The organism is Alteromonas sp. AMM-1 (genome assembly GCF_047290655.1).
In the GTDB taxonomy this organism is placed as follows: Bacteria; Pseudomonadota; Gammaproteobacteria; order Enterobacterales; family Alteromonadaceae; genus Alteromonas; species Alteromonas mangrovi.
The window spans coordinates 1-24336 of the sequence record NZ_JBLBUE010000044.1 but is presented as its reverse complement, the minus strand read 5'-3'; the positions used below and the strand labels follow the sequence as shown (position 1 = coordinate 24336).

Here is a 24336-nt window from a genome sequence, read left to right as displayed (position 1 = left end):
TGGAGAGATCCAGTTAACCGACGCGATTACTTCTTTAATGAAAGTCGAGCAGGTTGATGCTTATTATATGAAAGGCAAGAGTCATGATTGCGGCAGCAAACTTGGCTACATGAAAGCAAATGTTGATTATGCATTACGTCACCCCGAGTTAGGTGAAGAGTTTAAGGCGTATCTTGCTTCATTAAACGGTTAAGTAAGACTTGAATGAATAAAGCCTCCAATTGGAGGCTTTATTGTTTGTATTCACAGAATAGCGGTTAGGCTTTCAGGTGTTTAACCAGGCCTTGCACTACTTTTACGCTACCAGCAATAATTTCGCCTTTATACAGAGGATCGTTCCCACCAGAGAAATCGGTAATCAAACCACCTGATTCACGCACCAGTAATTCCCCAGCCGCGATATCCCAGGGTTTTACACCGCGCTCCCAATAACCGTCCAGGCGTCCGGCTGCTACATAAGCAAGATCCAACGCAGCACTACCCGCTCGGCGCACGTCACCACAGTCGTGGAAAATCTTATTAAAACGAACGGCATAATCGGCATACTGGGTTTTATTTTTAAAAGGGAATCCTGTCGCCAGAATAGTTTCCGTTAAATCGCGAGGCTTGGTAGTACGGATGCGGTAGCCATTTAATTGCGCACCCTGACCGCGTGAAGCAGTAAACAGTTCACCGCGAATAGGGTCGAAAACTACAGCCTGATCAAGACGGCCTTTGTGGAGCAGGGCAATAGACACAGCAAAGTGCGGAATGCCTTTAATGAAATTGGTGGTACCATCCAGCGGGTCGATAATCCACTGAAATTCTGGCGCTTCTCCGATTACCTCACCATTTTCTTCGCCAAGAAAGCTGTGTGCAGGATAAGATTGCTGAATCTTATGAATGATTGCCATTTCGGCTTCTTTGTCGATTTGAGTAACATAATCGTTACTGCCTTTGACTTCTTTTACCAGCTCTGTACGGTTTTCAAAACCACGCACAATAATAGAGCCAGCCACGCGCGCTGCGCGCACCGCAATGTTAAGCATCGGATGCATTAGGAACCACCAATTGTAAAAGATCGAATAGAAAACGGCGCGCAGTGTACCAGTTAATCTCAATAATGCAATCCGATCCCGGTACCAGAACAATAATAAAATTGATTAAAAGTTCAACAATCGTTACAGCGATATTGAATTCACAGTGAGCCTGCTCACAGGAGTTCACCGATGTGAATCTGCGGTTGCTGTGCTAAACTCTCGACCAAATATAGCTAATTAACAATTTACGCATGCTAGAAAAGATAAGAATTATCCTGGTTAATACATCGCATACGGGTAACATTGGCTCTGCAGCCAGGGCAATGAAAACCATGGGATTAAGTGAACTGTATCTGGTTGACCCGGTGGATGAACCAGATGGTCATTCAAGTGCACTAGCAGCAGGCGCGGGTGATGTACTGGCAAACGCCAAAATAGTGAGCACACTCAGCGAAGCTGTAGCCGACTGCGGCCTGGTAGTTGGCACATCAGCCCGCTCGCGCACGCTGAGCTGGCCTATGCTTGAACCCAGAGAGTGCGGCGAAAAACTGGTAGCTGAAGTGAGCCAGTACCCTGTAGCACTGGTATTTGGCCGTGAAAATAATGGTCTGACCAACGAAGAACTGCAGCAATGTCATTTTCACGTATGCATTCCAGCTAATCCTGATTACAGCTCATTGAATTTGGCTGCGGCCGTGCAAACGCTGAGTTATGAAATTCGCATGGCATGGCTGAACAAAACACGTATCCCAGAGGAAGAAACAGAATATCCGTTAAGTGAAGACATGGAGCGTTTCTATGTTCACCTGGAATCGACGCTTAGCAATGTAAAGTTTATCAATGAAAATCACCCTGGGATTGTGATGACCCGTTTACGACGCCTGTTTAACCGGGCCCGTCCGGAAGCTCAGGAACTCAATATCTTGCGAGGGATCCTGGCTGCTATCGATAAATCCAGCGGAGCTAATTAATGTTCGCACGAATCAGGGAAGACGTCGCCGGTGTATTTGCCCGCGATCCGGCAGCCAGAAATACGTTTGAGGTATTAACTAATTACCCCGGCCTTCATGCGGTGTGGTTACATCGGGTCAGTCATAAACTCTGGAAGCTGGAATTAAAGTGGCTGGCCAGAACACTTTCCACCTTTAGCCGTTGGCTTACCGGCGTGGAAATCCATCCTGGTGCCACAATAGGCCGCCGCTTTTTTATCGATCATGGCATGGGCGTGGTTATTGGTGAAACCGCAGAAATTGGTGACGATGTCACGTTGTATCATGGTGTCACTCTGGGCGGTACCAGTTGGAAAGCGGGCAAGCGCCACCCAACACTTTGCAACAATGTTGTTGTAGGAGCAGGCGCTAAAGTGCTCGGGCCTATTGAGATCGGTGAGGGGGCCAAAATTGGTTCCAACTCTGTTGTGGTAAAAGATACTCCACCCGGCGCCACGGTTGTGGGTATTCCGGGGAGAATAGTGCAATCTGCACCTGCGCAAACAGCTGGAAACAACAAACGCCACGAAATTGCTGCTAAATACGGCTTTGATGCGTACGCGGTAGCCAGTGATAATCCCGATCCGGTAGCCAGTGCCATGGGAGTAATGGTGGAGCACATACACGCAATGGATGAGCGTATTGTAGAGTTGTGCCAGGTTATTCAGGCAATGGGAGGCAATGTAAATACCGATAGATTAGAAGGGATGTCGGAAGCGGATTTTGCTTGTACAGGGTTATCGCCAGTGGCACCCAAAACTCAACAGCAAAAACACGACGCCTTCGACCCACATATTTGACGCATAGCTGGCAGGGATATTAATACCTGACTAAATTAGTAGGTTTTATACTTGACCATTTTAGTCGGGTATGGAACAATTTTGCCATGTTCGACTATTGCTGCCCGCTATGAAACTCACCTCAAAAGGCCGCTATGCGGTTACAGCCATGCTAGACGTGGCGCTTCACTCTCAACAAGGCCCTGTATCGCTGGCTGATATTTCGGCCCGTCAGGAAATTTCTTTGTCTTATCTGGAGCAATTATTCTCGCGTTTAAGAAAAGAAACCCTGGTAAAAAGCGTACGCGGACCGGGCGGTGGGTACAAACTGGGTCGTGATGCTTACAAAATTGCCATTGGTGAAGTCATTCGAGCCGTCGATGAGTCGGTTGATGCCACCCGCTGCCAGGGGCAGGGTGATTGCCAGGCTGGCGAGCGCTGCCTGACACACAGTTTGTGGCAGGATCTCAGTGATCGCATCGGTCACTTCCTCGATAGCATTAGCCTGGGCGAGTTAATGGCGAAAGGCGATGTTCAGGCGGTGGCGGGCCGTCAGGATAAGCAGCGCGCCAATATTGATAAAGAAATTCACGTGAGCATTCGACTGTAAATGACACAGGTTAACACCCCCGTTTATCTCGATTACGCCTCAACGACGCCAGTTGATCCCGCCGTTGCTGAGCAAATGGCGAAATGCCTTACCTTAGATGGGACATTTGGCAATCCTGCGTCACGCTCTCACCGTTTTGGCTGGCAAGCTGAAGAAGCGGTGGATGTGGCGCGTAATCAAATTGCTGGGCTGGTAAATTGCGATCCACGGGAAATCATTTTTACGTCAGGGGCAACGGAATCCGATAACCTGGCATTAAAAGGTGTCGCGCAGCAATATCGCGAGAAGGGTAATCACATTATTACCGTGAGTACTGAGCACAAAGCGGTGTTGGACACCTGTGAATATCTGGCTGAACAAGGATTCGATGTCACCTGTTTAGTGCCCGATCCGCAGGGGCTGATTTCGGTAGCACAGCTTGCTGACGCCCTCAGAGATGACACCATTTTAGTGTCGGTCATGCAGGTGAATAATGAGATTGGCGTTGTTCAGGATATACAGGCAATTGGCGAATTTTGTCGTCAGCACAATATTGTATTTCACGTTGATGCTGCGCAAAGTCTGGGTAAGCTGCCCATTGATTTACAAACCTTACCCGTTGATTTGATGTCATTTTCTGCACATAAATGCTACGGGCCAAAAGGCATAGGTGCGCTATTTGTGCGCCGTCGGCCGCGTATATTGCTGGCAGAGCAAATGCATGGTGGTGGTCATGAGCGTGGTATGCGTTCGGGCACATTGCCTACTCATCAAATTGTGGGATTTGGCGCAGCGTGCGAAATCGCAGGTGAACAGCTCAACATTGAAGCGCAACGATTACGAATGTTAACGGAACGCTTCTGGGAACGAATCAGTCAGTTAGACGATGTTACTCTTAATGGCCATTTAACCCAGCGCGTCCCAGGCATTATTAACATTAGCTTTGGTGGTGTAGATGGCGAAAGTCTGGTAATGGGCTTAGCCGATATTGCTATTTCTACCGGATCTGCCTGCACATCTGCAAGCCTTGAACCGTCGTATGTGTTAACTGCGCTGGGGCGGAGTGCACCGCTAGCACATGCCGGTATTCGTTTTTCCGCAGGGCGTTTTACTACGGAAGATGAGATGGATTTTGCGGCTGACACCGTTACGACTGTGGTAACCCGTTTAAGGCAGGCCAGAGCGTCGGCAAGCTACTAAGACTTCTGGCGTAGAGCAGGCAGTGAAGGTTTGCAGTTTCGGGGAGAATAGTGCAAGATCCCGAGCCCCCAGATGCCCGTACAAAATAATAACGCAAGCATGGATTCGCTTTATTACAGGTATTGTCTTCAATAGTTGAGTGAAATACTCAGGTATTATAGAATACCGCGCGAAAAATAAGGGATACATGGCGTCCGAAACATACATCGGATACACAGCACCCACGAAAAGGCGTGCAATCAAAGACCAGTTAAGTGAGATGAGTCAATGAGCGAGCAGATCGAACAGGCATTGTCGAAACAATATGAGGCCGGTTTCTACTCTGAAATCGAGTCCGATACCTTCGAAAAAGGCTTGGACGAGTCGGTAATACAGCGTATTTCGGCAATTAAAAATGAGCCTGAGTGGATGCTTGAATGGCGTTTAAAGGCATATCGTTCCTGGTTAGAAATGGAAGAGCCTGAGTGGGCGCATGTTGATTACGAAAAAATCGACTATCAGGCTATCTCATACTATTCCTCTCCCAAAAGTATGAAAGACAAGCCCAAGTCATTAGACGAAGTCGATCCCGACTTACTGGATGTCTATAACAAACTAGGCATTCCTCTGCACGAGCAGGAAATGCTGGCTGGCGTGGCTGTCGACGCAGTATTCGATTCTGTATCGGTTGTCACTACTTTCCGCGAAAAGCTGGAAGAAGCAGGGGTTATTTTCTGCCCAATCTCTGAGGCAATAAAAAAATACCCTGAGCTGGTGAAAAAATACATTGGCTCGGTTGTGCCTCGCACCGATAACTACTTCGCAGCATTAAACAGCGCCGTATTTACTGATGGTTCATTTGTGTACATTCCAAAAGGGGTACGCTGCCCCATGGAATTATCTACTTATTTCCGCATTAATGAACAAAATACCGGCCAGTTTGAACGTACACTGATCATTGCCGATGAAGGCAGTCACGTAAGTTACCTGGAAGGCTGCACCGCGCCGCAACGCGATGAAAACCAATTGCACGCCGCCGTAGTTGAGCTGGTAGCTTTGGATAAGGCCAACATCAAGTACTCTACCGTACAGAACTGGTATCCGGGCGACGAAAACGGCAAAGGCGGGATTTATAACTTCGTCACCAAACGTGGGATTTGCCACAACGATGCGAAAATTTCCTGGACTCAGGTAGAAACTGGATCATCGGTAACCTGGAAGTATCCAAGTTGCGTACTGAAAGGCGATAACAGTGTCGGCGAGTTTTACTCTGTTGCGCTGACGCGTGGACGCCAGCAGGCTGATACCGGCACCAAGATGATCCACCTGGGCAAAAACACCCGGTCGACCATTATCTCAAAAGGCATTTCAGCAGGCAGAAGTAACAACGCCTATCGGGGTCTGGTGCAAATGGGCCCGAAAGCCGATAACGCTCGTAATTTTACGCAGTGTGATTCGCTACTCATTGGTGATCAATGTGGTGCTCACACCTTCCCGTATATCGAAAGCCGTAATCCCTCCGCCATTGTTGAACACGAGGCCACCACATCAAAAGTGAGTGACGAGCAGTTGTTCCTGTGTCAGCAGCGAGGTCTGGATGCGGAAAAGGCGGTGTCTATGATCGTCAATGGCTTCTGTAAGGAAGTCTTTAAAGAGTTACCAATGGAGTTTGCGGTTGAAGCCGGCAAGCTACTTGAAATTAGTTTAGAAGGTTCTGTGGGGTAAAGAATTTAATGTTATCCATCAATAATTTACATGCCAGTGTTGAAGAGAAGCAAATCATCAAAGGGCTTAACTTAGACATCAAGCCTGGCGAAGTTCACGCCATCATGGGACCTAACGGCGCCGGTAAAAGTACCCTGGGTTATGTATTGTCAGGCCGCGACGGTTATGAAGTAAACGAAGGCAGTGCCACATTAAACGGCAAAGACCTGCTGGAGCTGGAAGTAGAAGAGCGCGCCCGTGAAGGTTTATTTCTGGCATTTCAGTACCCGGTTGAAATTCCGGGTGTAAGCAATATGGAATTCCTCAAAGAATCGGTTAACGCCATGCGCGAGCACCGTGGCGAAGAGCCACTGACTGCTGCTGAATTCCTCAAAAAAGCGAAAGCGGCATGTAAGCAAGTACATTTGCCTCTGGATTTTCTGAAGCGTGGCGTTAACGAAGGCTTCTCCGGTGGTGAGAAAAAACGTAACGAAATCATGCAAATGATCCTGCTTGAGCCGTCTCTTTGTATTCTGGATGAATCTGACTCAGGTCTTGACGTTGATGCGCTGCAGGTAGTAGCCGATGGCGTAAACAGCCAACGCGACGGTAAGCGTAGCTTTATTGTAGTTACTCACTATCAACGCCTGCTCGACTACATCAAGCCCGATTTCGTGCATATTCTGGCTGATGGTAAAATTGTAAAAAGCGGTGATGCATCGCTGGCGCTGGAAGTAGAAAAATCCGGCTATGCGTTTCTGGGCAAAGCCTACGAGGAGAGCGAGGCATGAGCCAGTGGCTGTCAGAAGTAATTGCTGAAGGCCAACGTCAAACCGACTGGTTGGCTGGTCACCGTCAGCAGGCAACCGAAGCACTAGCGAATATTAAATGGCCAGTGCGCCGTCAGGAAGCCTGGCGATTTACGCCTCTGTTACCTGTAGAAAAGCGCAGTGTGAGTCTGGCTGCCGCAGTTGAACAACATGGTTCAGCACCGGTTATCGATGGACTCAACGCTTACAGTGTGTCGTTTGCAGGCAATAAGTTAGTAGCACAACAAGGTAGTGTGCCCGCCGGGCTTACGTTTACTTTGTTCTCAAATGCCAATACAGAACAGCAGGCCACTATCAAAGCACTGTTGAGTCAGGTTAAGCCATCACATCATTTGTTCGGGCAGGTAAACGACGCCCTGATGACAGAAGGCGTGTATATTCACGTACCTGCTAACACGGTTATTGATACACCCATTCGATTGTCACAGCTTGCAGCGAGCGTAGGTGACCAGCATTTACGTGTATTGGTGCATGTCGAATCGGGTGCCAAAGTCGCTGTTATTGAAGATGGTTTTGGCGATGCAGACAGCCTGAATACATTCGTAAGCGAATACGTGTTAGACGCGCAGGCGCAGTTAGAGCACTATCGCTTTGCCATGTATACACAGCAAGCCATGCACGTAGGCAGTTGCCACTTCAAGGTGGGTGAGAAAGCGCAGCTTACCAGTAATATTGTGGGTTACGGCAGTGTGTTGTCGCGGCTGGACGTGGACGTGGAATACACAGGTGAATTTGCGAATGCCAACGTAAACGCCATTTATTTGCTGGCAGAAGGTGAGCTTTTCGACCTGCACTCCACCATTGAGCACGCCGTACCGAATTGTACCACCGAAGAAAATGCGCGTGGAATTGTGGGTGATCGCGCCAAAGCGGTATTTAACGGCCGTATTCACATTCATCGCAATGCACAGAAAACCCTGGCGGAACTGAATAACCGCAATTTGCTGTTATCCCGCCGCGCTATCATCAATACAAAGCCCGAGCTGGAAATTTACGCAGACGACGTGCGCTGTGCTCACGGCGCTACTGTTGCAGAAATTGAAGAGAAGGCTTTGTACTACCTGCTAACGCGCGGTATCAGCCGTAGTCAGGCGTTGATTATGCTGAATTTTGGATTTATTCAGGAATTAATCACCCAAATTCCAAATACCGCAATCAGCGATTGGTTACTGCATTCTTTACGTGAGCGCTTTGTCAGCATGGAGGTCAAATGAGCTTCGATGTTCAGGCGGTACGTGCGCAATTCCCTATTTTGTCGCAACAAGTTGACGGCAAGCCTCTGGTTTATCTGGATAACGCAGCGACAACGCAAAAGCCTCAGGCGGTTATTGACGCACTTATGAGCTTTTACACGCAAACTAATGCAAACGTTCATCGCGGAGCACACAAATTATCGGATGAAGCTACTCGCCGATATGAAAAAGCGCGTGATCAGGTGGCGGCGTTTATTAATGCAAACAGTCGTGAAGAGGTGATCTGGACTGCGGGTACCACCGAAGGTATTAATTTAGTTGCCCATGGCCTGGCCAAACAGCTGGAAGCCGGTGACGAAGTAGTGGTAACCGAAATGGAACACCACGCTAACCTGGTTACCTGGCAACAAGCCTGTATTCAAAGTGGCGCCACGTTGCGTGTAGCACCTATCTTTGACAACGGCGAGCTGGATATCCAGACATTCCAAAGCTACCTGGGGCCAAATACCCGTATGGTAGCCTTCCCGCACGTATCTAATGCGCTGGGAACGCTGAACCCGGTAAAAGACCTGGTTGCCATGGCTAAGCGTTACGATGCCCTGGTGCTGGTTGATGGCGCTCAGGGCATTGCTCATGGCGGCGTTGACGTGCAGGACCTGGGGTGTGATTTTTACGCGTTTTCCGGCCACAAACTGTTTGGCCCTACCGGCATTGGTGTGCTGTGGGGGCGTAGGTCTGTGCTGGAAGACTGGCCAGTATGGATGACTGGCGGCGAAATGATTGCCGAAGTGAGCTATCAGTCTGCCAGTTGGGGCGCTTTGCCACTGCGACTGGAAGCGGGTACACCGCATATTGCTGGTGCTATTGGTTTAGGCGCGGCGGTTGAATGGTTTGGCTCGCTTGATTTGGCTGCAGTACAAGCACACGAAAAGGCCTTGATTGAATCTGCTATGTTACAGGCCCGAAACATTGAAGGGATGCGTTTGATCGGAACGGCGCCAAATAAAGTGGGCATTCTGAGTTTTGTCATGGATAACGCGCATCCGGCAGATATTGGCTTTATTTTAGATCGTCAGGGTGTGGCTATCCGCACTGGTGATAACTGCGCGCAGCCGCTGATGAACCGTTTGGGTATTAATGGTACCGCGCGGGCATCATTTTCTTTATACAACACCCTTGATGAAGTTGACGCATTCTTTGTTGCGCTTCGCAAGGCGCAAAGCATGTTGGCTTAACAGGAGCATACAATGACCGTTGAAACGTTTGTGCCCAGTCAGGATGTGGTAACCCTTACTGAAAGCGCCATTAAACACTTTGAATCCAAGCTTGCCAAGCAACCCGGCAAGATCATTCGTTTGTCTACCAAGGTCAGTGGTTGCACAGGCTATGCCTATGTACTGGATTTCGCCGATGCGAGTAAAGCAGACGACGAAATACTCCACGTATCAGATGTACTCACTGTTGCTGTGGCGAAAGACGCACTGCAACTTATTCGCAACACGGAAATCGATTTCGTGCACGAAGGTGTGAACGGGGTGATCAAATACCATAACCCCAACGTTGTGGATGAATGTGGTTGTGGCGAAAGCTTTAATGTTGGATAACCAGACACAATGAAACAAAAAATGGTGGTGACCGAGCGCGAAGTGCGGTCACGCAAAGTCCCTTCTGGCGAAAAGGTCATGATCCCCGCCGGTGAGTTTGTTAATCTCACCCAGGATTTAGGTGGCAACTATACGGTTACCTGGCGTGGTAACATGCTGCGTATTGACGGTACTGATGCCGATGCCATTGGCCGTAAGCCTCAGCAACTTGATTTCGACGTGCCAACAGATGGGCGCATCGCCGAGCGACAGGTATGGGATGCGCTGGAAACTATCTACGATCCGGAAATTCCAATCAACCTGGTGTCGCTGGGTTTGATTTATGCGGTAAGACTGGAACAGGAGCAAGGCGCCGTCACCATAGATATGACTCTCACTGCGCCAGGCTGCGGAATGGGGCCTGTGCTGGTTGGGGATGTTGAATACCGCGTTGGTCTGGTACCGCATGTGAAGTCGGTAAAAGTAGAACTGGTATTCGACCCGCCATGGTCCAGAGAGATGATGAGCGAAGAAGCACAGCTCGAAGCCGGCCTGTTTTTTTAATTAGCAAAATAAGTAACTCCTGACTATGGCATTACCATCAAGCGAAGAAATCATTGAAGATTTAGCCTTTTTTGACGATTGGGAACAGCGTTATCAGTACATCATTGATTTAGGCAAAGCGTTACCGCGTTTGCAGGACGAACAAAAAACGCCCGAGCGCCTGGTAAAAGGTTGCCAAAGCAGCGTGTGGTTGGTTACGTCGGTAAACGAAGGCAAACTGCATTTTGATGCAGACAGCGATGCAGTCATCGTGCATGGCTTGTTAGCGCTGGTGATGGCAGCTTACAACGATAAAACGCCGCAACAGATTCTGGATTTCGACATCGACGGCTATTTCGAGGCGCTGGACCTTGAACGTCATATTTCTCCTACCCGTGGCAATGGCTTGCGCTCTATCGTGGGTAAAATACAAACACTGGCAAAACAAACTGCCTGAACGTCCTTTGCGCGTATTATGAAGATTTTTTGATATTTGTTGCTGTGCCCCTAGGCACAGCGTAAAAGATTGCCTATAATTCGCGGCCAAATTTTTACTATTACAACCGGAGACAGAAGATGGCTCTTGAGCGTACTTTTTCAATTATTAAGCCTGATGCCGTTGCTAAAAACGTAATCGGTGCAATCTACAATCGTTTTGAATCTGCTGGTCTGCGCATCGTTGCTTCTAAAATGGTTCACATGAGCAAAGAACAAGCAGAAGGTTTCTACGCAGAACACAAAGAGCGTCCTTTCTTTGGTGCTCTGGTTGCGTTTATGACGTCTGGTCCGGTTATGGTTCAGGTGTTAGAAGGCGAAAACGCAGTGGTTAAAAACCGTGAAATTATGGGTGCAACTAACCCAGCTGATGCAGCTGCAGGTACTCTGCGCGCGGACTACGCGGTGTCTATCGACGAGAACGCTGTTCACGGTTCAGATGCACCTGAATCTGCTGCTCGCGAAATCGCTTACTTCTTCTCTGAAGAAGAGATCTGCCCACGCACTCGCTAAGTTGCCAGGTTCTGATTAAAAAGGGAGCTTAGGCTCCCTTTTGCGTCTGTGCGTCATGGGTTATCCCATGGTATCCTATGCAGGTTGCAACCTTAACTATGTTCACAGTAGGTTAATTGCTTTATGGCTAAAACAAATTTATTAAATTTAAATCGGCAGGGAATGCGCGAATTTTTCGCTGAAATGGGCGAAAAGCCTTTCCGTGCAGATCAGGTCATGAAGTGGATCTATCAGCAAGGCGTCAGCGATTTTGAACAGATGAGTAATCTGAATAAACATCTGCGCGCGAAGCTCATTGAACACTGTGAGGTGGTTGCACCGGAAATTGCGTATCAGCAAAACGCAACCGACGGCACCATAAAGTTTGCCCTCCGTTTAGAAGGTGGTCAGGAAGTAGAAACGGTTTGGATACCCGAAACTGAGCGTGCAACACTGTGCGTTTCGTCACAGGTTGGATGTGCATTGGAATGTACGTTCTGTTCAACCGCTCAGCAGGGATTCAATCGCAACCTGTCGGTAAGCGAAATTATTGGTCAGGTTTGGCGTGTAGCTACAACCCTGGGCCTGTCAAAAGACAGTGCCAAACGTCCAATCACCAACGTGGTTATGATGGGCATGGGTGAGCCACTACTGAATTTGAAAAACGTAGTGCCAGCAATGGACATTATGATGGATGATTTTGGATTTGGTTTATCCAAACGTCGTGTAACCTTAAGTACCTCTGGTGTAGTGCCAGCACTTGATATGCTCGGCGACCAGATTGATGTAGCGCTGGCTATTTCATTGCACGCACCGAATGACGAGTTGCGCAACGAAATTGTGCCCATCAACAAAAAATACAACATCGAAACCTTCCTTGCAGGAGTACGCCGCTACCTGAGCAAGTCAAAAGCGAATCAGGGTAGGGTGACTGTTGAGTACGTAATGCTGAATCAAATCAATGATTCAACCGAGCATGCACACCAGCTGGCGAAAGTATTAAAAGAAACACCCAGTAAAATTAACCTGATCCCATTTAATCCTTATCCGGGATCACCATATACTTGTTCCAGTAATTCACGCATCGACCGATTCGCTAAAGTACTGATGGAATATGGCTTTACCGTGATTGTGCGCAAGACCCGGGGCGACGATATTGACGCCGCGTGCGGGCAATTAGTGGGCGATGTGGTAGACCGCACCAAACGAATGTTAAAAAAACAGATGAAGGGCGAGTCAATTTCGGTGAAGATGTCTCATTAATACAAAAGATAAAAGAGGTTAACGCCCGCAATGAGAATATTAACGTTAGTAGCACTGCTATGGCTTTCAGGTTGTGTTAGCGAAAATCAGGGCGGTAATTTCAGTACCGAGTTTGATCAGAGCGAAGCGGCGAAAACGCGTATTTCTCTGGGGTTAACCTATTTAAAGAACGGCAACTATACCCAGGCTAAAATGAATCTGGATAAGGCGCTGTCGTTTGCGCCCAGATTGGCCGACACGCATTACGGCCTGGCATATTATTATCAGGTTGTTGGCGAAGCAGAGCGCGCCAGAGAAGCTTACGAAACCGCTATGAGCCTGGCGCCGCGCAATGCCGATATTGCCAATAGCTATGGCGCGTTTTTGTGCCAGCAAGGCGATTACGAGGCAGCTAAAACCTTTTTCCTGCAGGCTGTAAATTCCCGTCAGTACGCCAATTCCGCCGCCACGTATGAAAATATGGCATTGTGTGCACAAAGTCAGGGACAGGGGGAAGATGCCATTGAGTACCTTAACAGTGCGCTTAAGCATCAGCCTGGTAGAGCTAAAACCTTATTTATACTCACTGAAATGTACGTTGCCACTGAACAGTACGAGTTGGCTGAACAAACGCTCCGCAAATACGAAAAAGTCGCTCGTGTGTCACCCGATTCGCTATGGTTAGCTATTGAAATTGCTACAGGTAAAGGCGATATTCTTACGGCAAACGGATATGGTGACATGCTGTTAACCATGTATCCCGACAGCCCGTTAACTAAATTGTATATCGATAGGCAGCAAAAGTTGCCACAGCCGGTTATCAAAGTAAAAACCAAACCGCAGCGAGTTGAAGAGCCGCTATCGGTAGGTATAGGCGCACTGAAGGCAAGCAAATCAGACGATGCTGATATGCAGGAGCCCGCAACACAGAATGAAGATGAAACTGTACAAACACAGTTAGCCCCTGAGACTGCGGTTGCTCAAATTAGTGAAAGCACGAATAGCGGTTCTGTTGCTGAAAATGTTGATAGTGATACAGTGAAATATCACATCGTCCAGCCGAAAGAAAACCTTTATCGTTTGTCACTGAAATACAATATAAAACTTGATACCCTGAAAGCCTGGAACAACCTCGGTAACAACGGGGATATCAAAATTGGAACAAAATTATGGCTGGTGCCGCCAGCTGAACAGACACAGTAATCTGGGTAAATAAATGGACAAAGAGCAGCTGCTAGAAGCTGATGAACAGCACGTGCCGGCAACGCCAAGCCCGGGACAGGTTTTACGTGAAGCCCGCGAAAAACTGGGGTTATCGCAACAAGCTATTGCCGATAAGTTGTTTCTGCGCGTCAATATTATTTCAGACCTCGAAGACAACCGGTTGGATGAAAATACGTCGGTGACCTTCATTAAGGGGTACGTGCGTTTATACGCCAAAAATGTTGGTTTAAAGTCGGAAGAATTAATTTCATTATTTGAAAAATACCACACTGCGCCCAAGCCACCGGCTAAGTTACAGAGCTTTTCGAAACGTGTAGCTAAACAGGCTCATGACGATCGCTGGATGATGGTTACGTATATTATTGCCATTATTTTACTGGCTGGAGTGGTGGTGTGGTGGTATCAGCAGCCTGCTAACGAAACAGATTTCTCATCCACAACAACACCTACAACCGCCGTTCCCAAAGCAAAGCCTGCGGCAAATAACCAGTATACTGATACACAAACAGGTGATGATTCTGGCGAAGCAAATGAATTCAGTGATGAGACAGACAACACTCTCACCTACACAGAAGATGAAATCGCCTCGCCGGAAAGTGCTAATGATTATTCAGGTGACAGCGCCGAGGGAACCCCAGCTGACTATGGGCTGTCGGTTGATACTGACACTGACCAGCCTGTAGAAACGCAAAGCGAATCAATACCTGAAGTAACTACTATCGGATTAACCTTTACCTTTACTAATGATTGCTGGGTAAACGTAACCGATTCAACTGGTGAAGCCTTAGCATTTGGTATCAAAGCAAAGGGATATGTGATGTCGGTTTCAGGTATTCCCCCGTTTGAAGTAACGCTGGGTGCACCACATGTAGTGCAAATTGATTACGATGGTGATGCGGTTGACATGTCGGGGTTTGATCCCAAACGCACCGCGAAGTTCTATTTACCAATGCAGGAACAATAATGTTTGCTGAAAGCCCGATTAAGCGCAGAAAGTCTACGCGTATTTATGTAGGGAACGTACCGATTGGCGATGGTGCGCCAATCGCGGTTCAGTCAATGACCAATACGCCCACTACCGATGTGGCGGCAACCGTGGCGCAAATTAATCGGATAAAAGCGGTAGGGGGTGAAATTGTTCGCGTGTCGATTCCAACTATGGAGGCTGCAGAAGCCTTTAAGCTGATTCGCCAACAGACTGATATGCCGTTAATCGCCGATATTCATTTCGATTACCGGATCGCGTTAAAAGTAGCGGAATACGGCGTGGATTGTTTACGCATCAACCCAGGCAATATCGGTAACATAGAACGGGTTAAGTCGGTAGTGGATTGCGCCCGCGACAAAAATATTCCGATTCGCATCGGGGTCAATGGCGGTTCTCTCGAACGAGATTTGCAGGAAAAATACGGCGAGCCAACACCGGAAGCTCTGTTGGAATCGGCGATGCGTCATGTTGATATTCTCGACAAGCTGAACTTCGATCAGTTTAAGGTATCGGTTAAAGCGTCAGATGTATTCCTGGCAGTAGGGGCATATCGTTTACTGGCAAAGGAAATTGATCAGCCGTTGCACCTGGGGATTACTGAAGCTGGCGGACAGCGCGCTGGTGCGGTAAAAAGCGCGGTAGGTTTGGGAATGTTACTGGCGGAAGGTATTGGTGATACGCTGCGCGTGTCGTTGGCAGCCGATCCGGTAGAAGAAATCAAAGTGGGTTTCGATATCCTGAAATCGCTGCGGATCCGTTCAAGAGGCATCAACTTCATTGCATGCCCAAGCTGTTCGCGTCAGGAGTTTGATGTAATCAGTACGGTTAACGCACTGGAACAGCGTTTGGAAGACGTACTCACGCCCATGGATGTGTCTATTATTGGATGTGTGGTGAATGGCCCTGGTGAAGCAGAAGTGTCTGATCTTGGTTTAACGGGTGCGCGCAACATGAGTGGTTTTTATCTGGACGGTAAGCGCCAGAAAGAGCGTTTAGCCAACGATGACCTTGTTGAGCAACTTGAAAAACGCATTCGCGCCAAAGCCGCTATGCTGGATGAACGCAACGCAATTGCTGTGACTCACAAAGACTAGACTTACCCGGATTTCAACGCCGATTTAATCGGCAAGAAAGTTTGTTGTTTAACGCTAAAGCCCCTATAATGCGGGGCTTTTACGTAAGCTTGAGAGAAATAAGTGGCGAAGACAATTCAGGCTATCCGCGGGATGAATGATTGCCTGCCGACAGAGTCGGGTAAATGGCAGCAGGTGGAAGCAACAATCCGTCAGGTGGTGGCCAGTTACGGTTATCAGGAAATACGCACGCCAATAGTGGAAAGTACCGATTTATTTAAACGGTCGATTGGTGAAGTAACGGATATCGTTGAAAAAGAAATGTACACCTTTGAGGACCGCAACGGCGACAGCCTGACATTGCGCCCGGAAGGTACCGCCAGTGCAGTACGTGCCGGAAATGAGCATGGCTTGATTTACAATCAGCAGCAACGCTTATGGTATATGGGCCCAATGTTTCGTCACGAGCGCCCACAGAAAGGACGCTATCGCCAGTTTCACCAGTTTGGTGTAGAAACCTATGGTTTGGATGGTCCGGACATCGATGCTGAAGTCATACTGTTGTCGGCCAGATTGTGGAAACTGTTCGGTATTGAAAGCGCGGTGTCATTACAGATTAACTCTCTGGGATCAAATGAAGCGCGTCAGGCTTACAAAGAAACACTAACCGCCTACCTTAGCGAACATAAATCTCAGCTGGATGAAGATTCGCTTCGTCGTTTGGATTCAAACCCGCTGCGAGTGCTGGATAGCAAACATCCGCAGGTACAGGAAGTGGTTGCTAATGCGCCGTCGTTGCTGGACCATCTGGACGAAGAATCTGATACACATTTCAAAAAATTATGTGAACTTCTGGACGCAGCAGGCATCCCATACCAGGTTAATCCGAAACTGGTGCGCGGTCTGGATTATTACAATCGCACGGTATTTGAATGGGTAACCGACAGCCTTGGCGCACAAGGTACAGTGTGTGCCGGTGGCCGCTATGATGGCCTCGTTGAACAATTGGGCGGCAAAGCGGCACCTGCAGTAGGATTCGCTCTGGGTCTGGAGCGCTTGGTATTGTTGCTCGAAACGCTGGAAAAAATTAATTCCACCGATGCTGCGGCCGAGATTTACGTTACGGCCATGGGTGACGACACACTGGCGTATGCCAGTCAGGTAGCAGAGGCACTTCGTGACCAACAACCCGATTGGCGCATCATGTTGCACTGCGGTGGTGGTAACTTTAAGAAACAATTAAAGCGCGCAGACAAAGTCGGGGCTGTTGTTGCATTGCTTATCGGCAGTGAAGAAATGGCAGCCGGGCAGGTGTCTGTAAAACCATTGAGAAATAATGGTGAACAAGTAACGGTTGCAGTGTCTGAACTGCCACACGTTTTGGCTGGCATACTTGCCGGGTAAGCCAGACAACATCTAATTACAGAGGTAAAACATGGAACAATTCGCTACAGAAGAACAACAGGTAGAAGCGATTAAGCAGTTTTGGAAAGAGCACGGTACGTCGCTAATTCTGGGGGCAGTACTGGGACTGGCTGGCCTATTTGGCTGGCAGTATTACAGTGACTCGCAAAAAGAAGCCAAAGAAGCGGCTTCTATCAGTTACCAGAGTGCGCTTGAAACCATGGTTTCTGACGATAATGCTGGTCCCATTTCTGCGCTTATCGAAACGGGTTCAGCAGCGGGTTATACCGATCTGGCCAGTCTCATTGCGGCTAAGCAAGCAGCCGACAAAGGTGAGTTGGAAGTTGCGGCGAGTTATTTGTCGAAAGTAGCTGCTAACGGCAGCGACGAGAGCCTCAAGCAGGTTGCCGCGGTGCGTTTGGCCCGTGTACAACTGGCACTGGCACAGCACGACAAAGCGCTGGCTTCTCTGGAAATCGCAAAAGACGAGGCATTTATTGCTCAGGTTGAAGAAACTAAAGGCGATATTTTCGCGGCGCAAGGGAACTTTGACAAGGCTCGTATGGCCTATTCTACTGCTCTGGAAAAAAATACAAACAACCGTTTACTGCAAATGAAACTCGATAACCTTGCAGTAACAGCAGGATAGTGAATGACAGCAATAACTCGAAACATCTCACAGAACCGCGCATTACTGTGTAGCCGTATGTTTAAGCGGGTAGTGGTTGGCGCGTTGATGGTGGGTCTGACAGGATGTTCTACAATGTCAGACTGGTTCGCCGACGAAGAAGAACTGAAAATTCGCCGGATCCCGGCCATCCAAAACCAGATTACCCCTAAAGTCGTGTGGGATTACAACCTGGGCGATGGCGTTAACGACTATTACTCTCAGTTGCGCCCTGTGTTTGCCAATGACAAAGTATTCGTGGCTGAACGTCATGGTGAAGTTGCGGCGCTTGCGCCTGATACAGGCAAAGCGTTGTGGCACAAAAACTTTGCTATTTTCCCTGACGAATCATTTTGGGATGGTATTGCGCGTCTGTGGCGAAGTGGTGCTTCAGCCAAACTCAGTGCGGTAGCTTCGGGCTACAATATGCTATTTGTAACGTCTGAAGACGGTTTAATTCGTGCGTTAAACGTCGATACCGGTGATACCTTGTGGGAAGCTTCTGTTGCAGGTGAGATTCTTGCAACGCCTGCTATGGATGAAGGTATTCTGGTGGTTAACACCGGTGCAGGCATTCTGTTTGGCCTGGATGTTAAAACCGGCGAGCAGCTTTGGCGCAGCGAAACGGACGTACCGCCTTTAAGTTTACGTGGTATTTCTGGCCCAGCTGCTTCTAACGGTGGCGCATTAGTGGGTACGCCTACAGGCAAACTTCAGGTCAATATTCTGGAAAGCGGAATTCCTGCCTGGGAGACGGCTATTACTGCCCCGGCCGGCGCAACTGAACTGGAACGAATTATTGATGTTGATTCCACGCCAGTCGTGTTTGGTACTACAGTGTATATCGTCTCCTACGATGGCACGCTGGCGGCGCTGGAGCTGCGCAGTGGTCGTATCATGTGGAAACGCGAATATGGTTCATACCGTGACCTGGCGGTAAGCGGCAACAAGATATACGTGGTTGATAACCGCTCTATCGTGTACGCGCTTGATCGCAGAAACGGCGTGGAGTTGTGGTCTCAGGGTGGCTTGAAACAGCGTAACCTCACCGCGCCACTGGTAACTGAGAAATACGTGGTAGTAGGTGATAAATGGGGCTTAATGCACTGGATTGATCAGGAAGATGGCTCACTGGCAGCCCGGTATGATCTGGGTGGCGACGACGAAGACGATGCCATTTACGCAGCGCCAATTCTGGTTAATGATTTGGTTGTTACTATTACACGTGACGGGGATGTAGCTGCATTGTCTGCTAAATAATCCTCAGCGCTGAATATTGCGCAAAATGTATATATAATTACACGGCCGCGTCTATGACGCGGCCGTCTGTTTGTTTAACTCTGTAAGGAACATCACTATGTTGCCTGTTGTGGCGCTGGTAGGCCGGCCCAATGTGGGTAAGTCCACCCTGTTTAATCGATTAACTCATACCCGGGATGCACTGGTTGCCGATTTTCCCGGCCTGACCCGCGACCGTCAGTATGGTCAGGCAACTTATGAGCAGCGCCAGTTTATTGTAGTTGATACCGGCGGAATTACCGGCGACGAAGAAGGCATCGACGCCCGCATGGCTGCCCAGTCTTTACTGGCGATTGAAGAAGCCGATGTGGTGTTCTTTTTGGTTGATGCCCGCGCTGGCTTGTTACCTGCCGATCAGTTAATTGCTGATCATCTCCGAAAAACCGACAAACGCGTGTTTGTGTTAGCAAACAAAGTAGACGGCATCGACGGCGACAGTGAAAGTGCAGAATTCTATTCAATGGGCCTGGGTGATATTCACCAGATAGCGGCTGCGCACGGGCGAGGAGTCGCTAAATTGATTCAGGACTCGTTGACCCCACTTGACGAGATGTTTCCGGAAATGGCGATCCAAAAAGCGGAAGATAAGCCAGAACTGGACCCCGAAGCACAATTAGAACAGCTGCAGAACTTACCTATTAAATTGGCCATTGTGGGTAAACCTAACGTGGGTAAGTCTACACTGACCAACCGCATTTTAGGCGAAGACCGCGTGGTGGTTTACGACATGCCGGGCACTACCCGCGACAGCGTTTATATACCGCTTACCCGCGATGACCGCGAATACATCCTGATTGATACCGCTGGCGTAAGAAAGCGCAAAAAAGTATCCGAGGCCATTGAGAAGTTCTCTATTGTAAAAACACTGAAAGCCATTGAGGAAGCCAACGTTGTGTTGTTGGTGATTGATGCGCGTGAAGGTATTGCCGATCAGGATCTGAGCTTATTGGGCTTTGTGCTCAACTCAGGGCGCTCACTGGTGATTGCGGTGAATAAATGGGATGGTCTGGATACCGACGTTAAAGACGACATCAAGCGCGAACTTGATCGCAGGTTAGGATTTGTTGATTTTGCCCGTTTGCATTTTATTTCTGCATTACACGGTACTGGTGTGGGCAATCTGTTTGCGTCGGTGAATGAAGCCTACCGCAGTGCTACAAAACGTATTAATACCTCAATGCTGACTCAGGTAATGGAAATGGCTCAGGAAGACCATCAGCCGCCGTTGGTGCGTGGTCGTCGGGTTAAAATGAAGTACGCTCACGCCGGTGGTTATAACCCACCTGTGATCGTGATTCACGGGAATCAGGTTGAAGACCTGCCAAGCTCGTATAAACGTTACCTGATGAATTACTTCCGCAAAGCACTTGAGGTAATGGGGACACCCATTAAGATTGAATTCCGCGAAGGGGCCAACCCATTCGAAGGAAAGAAAAATCAGCTTACCCTCGCACAGCAGCGCAAGCGCAAGCGAATGATGGCTTACCACAAACAGAAGAAATAAGTCTGAAATACAAAAAAGCGAAAGAACCGGGTTCTTTCGCTTTTTTGTTTAATTGGTATAAGCCGGATTTACCTGCTGATTTGAAACTGGTGACTTAGTTATTGCTATTTCAAAGCCCGCCGGATTTCTTTCATTAATTCAGATTCTGGTGGTACCCGTAACTGCGGGAGAGCCGCCTTCACCAGCGGATCGCCAATACGCGCAGGAAAAGTAGTACTGAATTTCACAAACTTGTCTTCCATCTGGAAGACATAAATGCTGGCAAACAATGATTCGCCGTTTTCACTTTCAGCAAACATTTCTGCCATCACGCCTCTGTTTGGCAACAACTCGGAAGCAAAAGGGGTATTTAATTGCTGCATAGTAACGGCCATGGCGCGGGCCTTGGCTACGTCATTGGCTGTGTCTACAGCCTTTTTAAGCTCTGCATTAACTAACTCTTCAGAGGGCGCAGTCAGAACAGACAAGATAGGATATATCGCAATATCCAGAATGGCTTCTTCAAATTCCGGGTGCGTATAGCGCGCAATAATGCCGCGAAACGGGTCGGGGTACATGTATCTTTGCGATAGCATAAAAGTATCAATGGCGTCAGGCAGCGTTAACAGGGTGTTGTAGTCACTGGCTCCCATGGAGGCATACAAAAAGTTCGCGCTGAATACTTTTTCCTGTTCAACATGCTGCCACCAGGTAAGGACGATTTGATTAATATCCTCCGTGGCTACCTGGGCATTGTTGGCGTGCCAGTACTCAACTGAAAAAGAATCTATAGCGACACCACGCCATTCAACAGAAAATTCCGTGATACTTTTTCGCAAACCTGTAAAAGAGGCGTTTGGCGTTGCCTGGGTTAACTGATTGCCAATCAACAGTTCGTAATCATGGCGGCTAACTGATGGGCTCAGGCTGTTAAACAGGTTTAACGATGACAACGCCGTTAAAAAATCTGCTGCCCCGATACCGTCGTTCTTGCATTGCAAAGCGGCTGGTAAGTCTTTTGCGCAGTTAGCAATGCCTTCCTGACTCAGATACGAAGAAAATACATTAATATCCAACGCAATAGGCACATTTTCAGGCACCGGTAACGCAGGCTGAGCAGGGGAGTGACGTGTAACCTGCTGAGCACAACCCAGGATACACAACACAGAGGCTGTTGCTATCCATCGACAACTGGAAATAAACAAATATAGGTTCCTTATAGCGACTTATCACTGTCCTCAAGCGGCTTGCAGTGTGTCACCAAACTGGTGATCTCCCCGTCTTTTACCCGGGTCACCAATGTATCTTGTGCAGTAACCTGCGCTACCGATGTTATCGCTTTATCGTTATTAAGTGTGATTGAATAACCGCGTGATAACGTCGCTAACGGACTTACCGATTGCAACAGATGCGCCATTGACGCCAGACGCTGCCCGTTGGATTCCAGTTTGCGCTGCATAAGAGAGAGTAAACGTTGCCGGCTATGATGACATCGGCTGAGCAAGGCTTCAAGCCGTATTTGAGGGTGCTGACGTTGCAGACGATGAGCTTGTTGCTGCACCATTCGTTGAGCCTGTGAAAGTTGACGATTCATGGCTAAATGTAAACGTTGCTCTAACCGGTCGATACCCTGACTTTGTTGGTTAAGTTGAGTGGATGGATGCCGCCGTATCAGCCTTTGCTCAAGGGCCATCAGTCGGTGAGTCTGCCGTTGGATAAGGGATTGGGTAGACTGAGCTAATCGCCGGGTAAGATGGCGAATTAGCGACACCGATTCGGATTGGTCCATCGACACCAGCTCTGCCGCTGCCGATGGCGTAGGTGCACGCAGGTCGGCTACAAAGTCAGCTATCGTTACATCCACTTCGTGGCCAACGGCACTTACCACCGGAATGGCCGAGCGGGCAATTTCTCTGGCCAGTGATTCATCGTTAAAGCACCACAGGTCTTCCATGGAGCCTCCTCCGCGCGTAAGCAGCAGTACGTCTACTTCATTGCGTTGATTGGCAATCCAAAGCTGATGCATCAGTTGTTTACTGGCCTGTTCACCTTGCACCATTGAGGGATAAATAATGACTTCCGTAGCCGGGCTCCGCCGTTTAAGTACACTCAGCACATCGTGCAATGCTGCACCTTGCGCCGAGGTAATTACGCCTACGCGTCGAATTACCTTTGGCAAGGATTGTTTACGACTTTGATCAAATAACCCTTCAGCGTGTAAAGAAAATTTTAATTTTTCGAAAGCCAGTTTTAATTGTCCTTCGCCTTCGGGCTGCATGGTTTCAACAATCAGTTGATAATCGCCCCGGGGTTCGTATAAGCCAACACTGGCTCTCACCAACACGCGATCCCCTTCTCTGGGAGGTTGACGAACTGCGCTGTTAGCCGCGCGAAACATGGCCGCACGTACCTGAGCTTTGTCGTCTTTAAGGGTAAAGTACCAATGCCCTGACGCAGCACGGGTGAGGTTGGAGATTTCCGCTGTGAGCCACACCAGGCCAATTTCACTGGTTAAAATGTTACGCGCCAGGCGATTTAATGTTGTTACCGTGTGAACTTTTTGCCCTTGAGGGGCAGTGTTACTTAGCATCGAATGAAAAAACCTCACCTTTAAGACAATTAGAGTTTACCTGAAACTGAAAAAACACTACAATTGCGCCGCAATTAGGCCTTTACTACACAGGTAATATTGCATGCTCAGAATCGCCCAAGAAGCACTCACATTTGACGATGTTTTGCTTATCCCAGCACACTCAACCGTGTTACCGCATACTGCGAACTTACAAACCCGTCTGACCCGTGGGGTCGCCTTAAATATTCCTATGGTGTCCGCAGCAATGGATACCGTATCTGAAGCGCGTCTGGCTATTGCACTGGCTCAGGAAGGCGGCATTGGCTTTATTCACAAAAATATGACCCCGGAAGAACAGGCCAAACACGTTCGCGAAGTTAAGAAATACGAAAGCGGCGTAGTCTCAGACCCGGTAACGGTATCAGAATCCGTTAAGCTTGGCGAGGTTATTGCTCTGAGCAAACGCATGGGATATTCAGGCTTTCCGGTTACCGACAATGACAATAACCTGATTGGGATAGTTACTGGTCGTGACCTGCGTTTTGAAAACCGCTTGGATCTGCCCGTTGGCAAAGTCATGACGCCAAAAGAGCGCCTGGTAACCGTAAAGGAAGGCGCCAGTTCCGAAGAAGTACTGGAACTGATGCATGAACACCGCATTGAGAAAATTCTGGTTGTTGACGATGCCTTCAAGCTGGCAGGTTTGATTACTGTAAAAGATTTCCAAAAAGCTGAAAGCAAGCCTAACGCCTGTAAAGATTCGTTAGGTCGTTTACGCGTAGGCGCTGCAGTGGGCGTAGGCCCAGGCACCGACGAACGTATCGAGTTACTGGTAGATGCCGGTGTCGATGTTCTGCTTATCGATACCTCGCATGGTCATTCTCAGGGCGTAATCGATCGCGTTAAAACAGTGCGCGCGAATTACCCTGATTTACAAATTATTGCAGGTAACGTGGCTACAGGTGAGGGTGCAAAAGCACTGGCAGAAG

General features: G+C 48.6%; 24 protein-coding genes and 1 pseudogene. 22 read left to right on the top strand and 3 right to left on the bottom strand.

What is annotated here, in order from left to right; all coding sequences use genetic code 11:
- A pseudogene (locus ACLR2L_RS09710) lies at window positions 1-193 on the top strand (UTP--glucose-1-phosphate uridylyltransferase); the annotation flags it as partial.
- Window positions 194-257: 64 nt separating this feature from the next.
- Here the strand turns inward: ACLR2L_RS09710 and suhB are convergent.
- On the bottom strand, window positions 258-1037 hold the full coding sequence (gene suhB / locus ACLR2L_RS09705) for an inositol-1-monophosphatase (protein WP_140959813.1): 780 nt from the start codon (window positions 1035-1037) through the stop codon (window positions 258-260).
- A gap of 233 nt (window positions 1038-1270) precedes the next feature.
- On the opposite strand from suhB, the gene trmJ reads away from it, so the two are divergent.
- The 20 genes from trmJ to der all read left to right on the top strand — a co-directional run bounded on the left by trmJ (window position 1271) and on the right by der (window position 20796).
- Window positions 1271-1990 (top strand): tRNA (cytosine(32)/uridine(32)-2'-O)-methyltransferase TrmJ, encoded by a 720-nt coding sequence (gene trmJ, locus ACLR2L_RS09700; protein ID WP_140959812.1) that lies wholly within the window; start codon window positions 1271-1273, stop codon window positions 1988-1990.
- Window positions 1990-2808, top strand: coding sequence for a serine O-acetyltransferase (gene cysE / locus ACLR2L_RS09695; protein ID WP_413367774.1), 819 nt, complete (start codon window positions 1990-1992; stop codon window positions 2806-2808). Before trmJ ends, cysE begins: the two co-directional genes overlap by 1 nt.
- 109 nt (window positions 2809-2917) lie before the next feature.
- A complete protein-coding gene (iscR, locus tag ACLR2L_RS09690; RefSeq protein ID WP_140959808.1) occupies window positions 2918-3397 on the top strand; it encodes a Fe-S cluster assembly transcriptional regulator IscR in 480 nt (159 codons plus the stop codon).
- Window positions 3398-4576, top strand: a complete 1179-nt coding sequence (locus ACLR2L_RS09685) for an IscS subfamily cysteine desulfurase (protein WP_413367771.1) — start codon at window positions 3398-3400, stop codon at window positions 4574-4576.
- Between the two features lie 267 nt (window positions 4577-4843).
- Window positions 4844-6280: a Fe-S cluster assembly protein SufB gene (gene sufB / locus ACLR2L_RS09680; RefSeq protein ID WP_413367769.1), complete on the top strand. Its 1437-nt coding sequence runs from the start codon at window positions 4844-4846 to the stop codon at window positions 6278-6280.
- Between the two features lie 8 nt (window positions 6281-6288).
- Window positions 6289-7050, top strand: a complete 762-nt coding sequence (sufC, locus tag ACLR2L_RS09675; RefSeq protein ID WP_413367767.1) for a Fe-S cluster assembly ATPase SufC — start codon at window positions 6289-6291, stop codon at window positions 7048-7050.
- Complete coding sequence (sufD, locus tag ACLR2L_RS09670; RefSeq protein WP_413367765.1) at window positions 7047-8303, top strand: Fe-S cluster assembly protein SufD; 1257 nt, start codon at window positions 7047-7049, stop codon at window positions 8301-8303. Before sufC ends, sufD begins: the two co-directional genes overlap by 4 nt.
- On the top strand, window positions 8300-9517 hold the full coding sequence (locus ACLR2L_RS09665) for an aminotransferase class V-fold PLP-dependent enzyme (protein WP_413367763.1): 1218 nt from the start codon (window positions 8300-8302) through the stop codon (window positions 9515-9517). The genes sufD and ACLR2L_RS09665 overlap by 4 nt, the downstream gene beginning before the upstream one ends.
- A gap of 12 nt (window positions 9518-9529) precedes the next feature.
- The gene (locus ACLR2L_RS09660; RefSeq protein ID WP_140959797.1) at window positions 9530-9886 is read left to right on the top strand and encodes a HesB/IscA family protein; all 357 of its coding nucleotides are present in this window, start codon (window positions 9530-9532) and stop codon (window positions 9884-9886) included.
- A 9-nt stretch (window positions 9887-9895) separates the two neighbouring features.
- Entirely contained in the window at window positions 9896-10429 is a 534-nt protein-coding gene (sufT, locus tag ACLR2L_RS09655; RefSeq protein ID WP_140959795.1) for a putative Fe-S cluster assembly protein SufT, read from the top strand.
- 25 nt (window positions 10430-10454) lie between these two features.
- A complete protein-coding gene (locus ACLR2L_RS09650; RefSeq protein WP_140959794.1) occupies window positions 10455-10865 on the top strand; it encodes a SufE family protein in 411 nt (136 codons plus the stop codon).
- 119 nt (window positions 10866-10984) lie between these two features.
- A complete protein-coding gene (gene ndk, locus ACLR2L_RS09645) occupies window positions 10985-11416 on the top strand; it encodes a nucleoside-diphosphate kinase (protein WP_140959792.1) in 432 nt (143 codons plus the stop codon).
- A gap of 123 nt (window positions 11417-11539) precedes the next feature.
- A complete protein-coding gene (locus tag ACLR2L_RS09640) occupies window positions 11540-12658 on the top strand; it encodes a bifunctional tRNA (adenosine(37)-C2)-methyltransferase TrmG/ribosomal RNA large subunit methyltransferase RlmN (RefSeq protein ID WP_413367760.1) in 1119 nt (372 codons plus the stop codon).
- 30 nt (window positions 12659-12688) lie between these two features.
- A complete protein-coding gene (gene pilW / locus ACLR2L_RS09635) occupies window positions 12689-13840 on the top strand; it encodes a type IV pilus biogenesis/stability protein PilW (RefSeq protein ID WP_413367758.1) in 1152 nt (383 codons plus the stop codon).
- A gap of 13 nt (window positions 13841-13853) precedes the next feature.
- Entirely contained in the window at window positions 13854-14825 is a 972-nt protein-coding gene (locus tag ACLR2L_RS09630) for a RodZ domain-containing protein (RefSeq protein ID WP_413367756.1), read from the top strand.
- Window positions 14825-15943 carry a flavodoxin-dependent (E)-4-hydroxy-3-methylbut-2-enyl-diphosphate synthase gene (gene ispG / locus ACLR2L_RS09625; RefSeq protein WP_140959785.1) on the top strand — a complete coding sequence of 373 codons (1119 nt, stop codon included), beginning with the start codon at window positions 14825-14827 and terminating at the stop codon, window positions 15941-15943. Before ACLR2L_RS09630 ends, ispG begins: the two co-directional genes overlap by 1 nt.
- A 102-nt stretch (window positions 15944-16045) precedes the next feature.
- Complete coding sequence (gene hisS, locus ACLR2L_RS09620) at window positions 16046-17326, top strand: histidine--tRNA ligase (protein WP_413367754.1); 1281 nt, start codon at window positions 16046-16048, stop codon at window positions 17324-17326.
- Between the two features lie 31 nt (window positions 17327-17357).
- Entirely contained in the window at window positions 17358-17975 is a 618-nt protein-coding gene (locus tag ACLR2L_RS09615) for a YfgM family protein (RefSeq protein WP_413367752.1), read from the top strand.
- Between the two features lie 57 nt (window positions 17976-18032).
- On the top strand, window positions 18033-19253 hold the full coding sequence (gene bamB, locus ACLR2L_RS09610; protein ID WP_140959958.1) for an outer membrane protein assembly factor BamB: 1221 nt from the start codon (window positions 18033-18035) through the stop codon (window positions 19251-19253).
- 97 nt (window positions 19254-19350) lie between these two features.
- Window positions 19351-20796 (top strand): ribosome biogenesis GTPase Der, encoded by a 1446-nt coding sequence (gene der / locus ACLR2L_RS09605; protein ID WP_140959779.1) that lies wholly within the window; start codon window positions 19351-19353, stop codon window positions 20794-20796.
- Window positions 20797-20900: 104 nt separating this feature from the next.
- Here the strand turns inward: der and ACLR2L_RS09600 are convergent, their stop codons facing one another.
- Window positions 20901-21980 (bottom strand): hypothetical protein, encoded by a 1080-nt coding sequence (locus ACLR2L_RS09600; protein ID WP_413367750.1) that lies wholly within the window; start codon window positions 21978-21980, stop codon window positions 20901-20903.
- 11 nt (window positions 21981-21991) lie between these two features.
- On the bottom strand, window positions 21992-23365 hold the full coding sequence (gene xseA / locus ACLR2L_RS09595) for an exodeoxyribonuclease VII large subunit (RefSeq protein WP_140959776.1): 1374 nt from the start codon (window positions 23363-23365) through the stop codon (window positions 21992-21994).
- A 103-nt stretch (window positions 23366-23468) separates the two neighbouring features.
- Here xseA and guaB point away from each other — a divergent pair.
- The coding region (guaB, locus tag ACLR2L_RS09590; protein WP_413367748.1) for an IMP dehydrogenase at window positions 23469-24336 on the top strand (868 nt) is incomplete at its 3' end.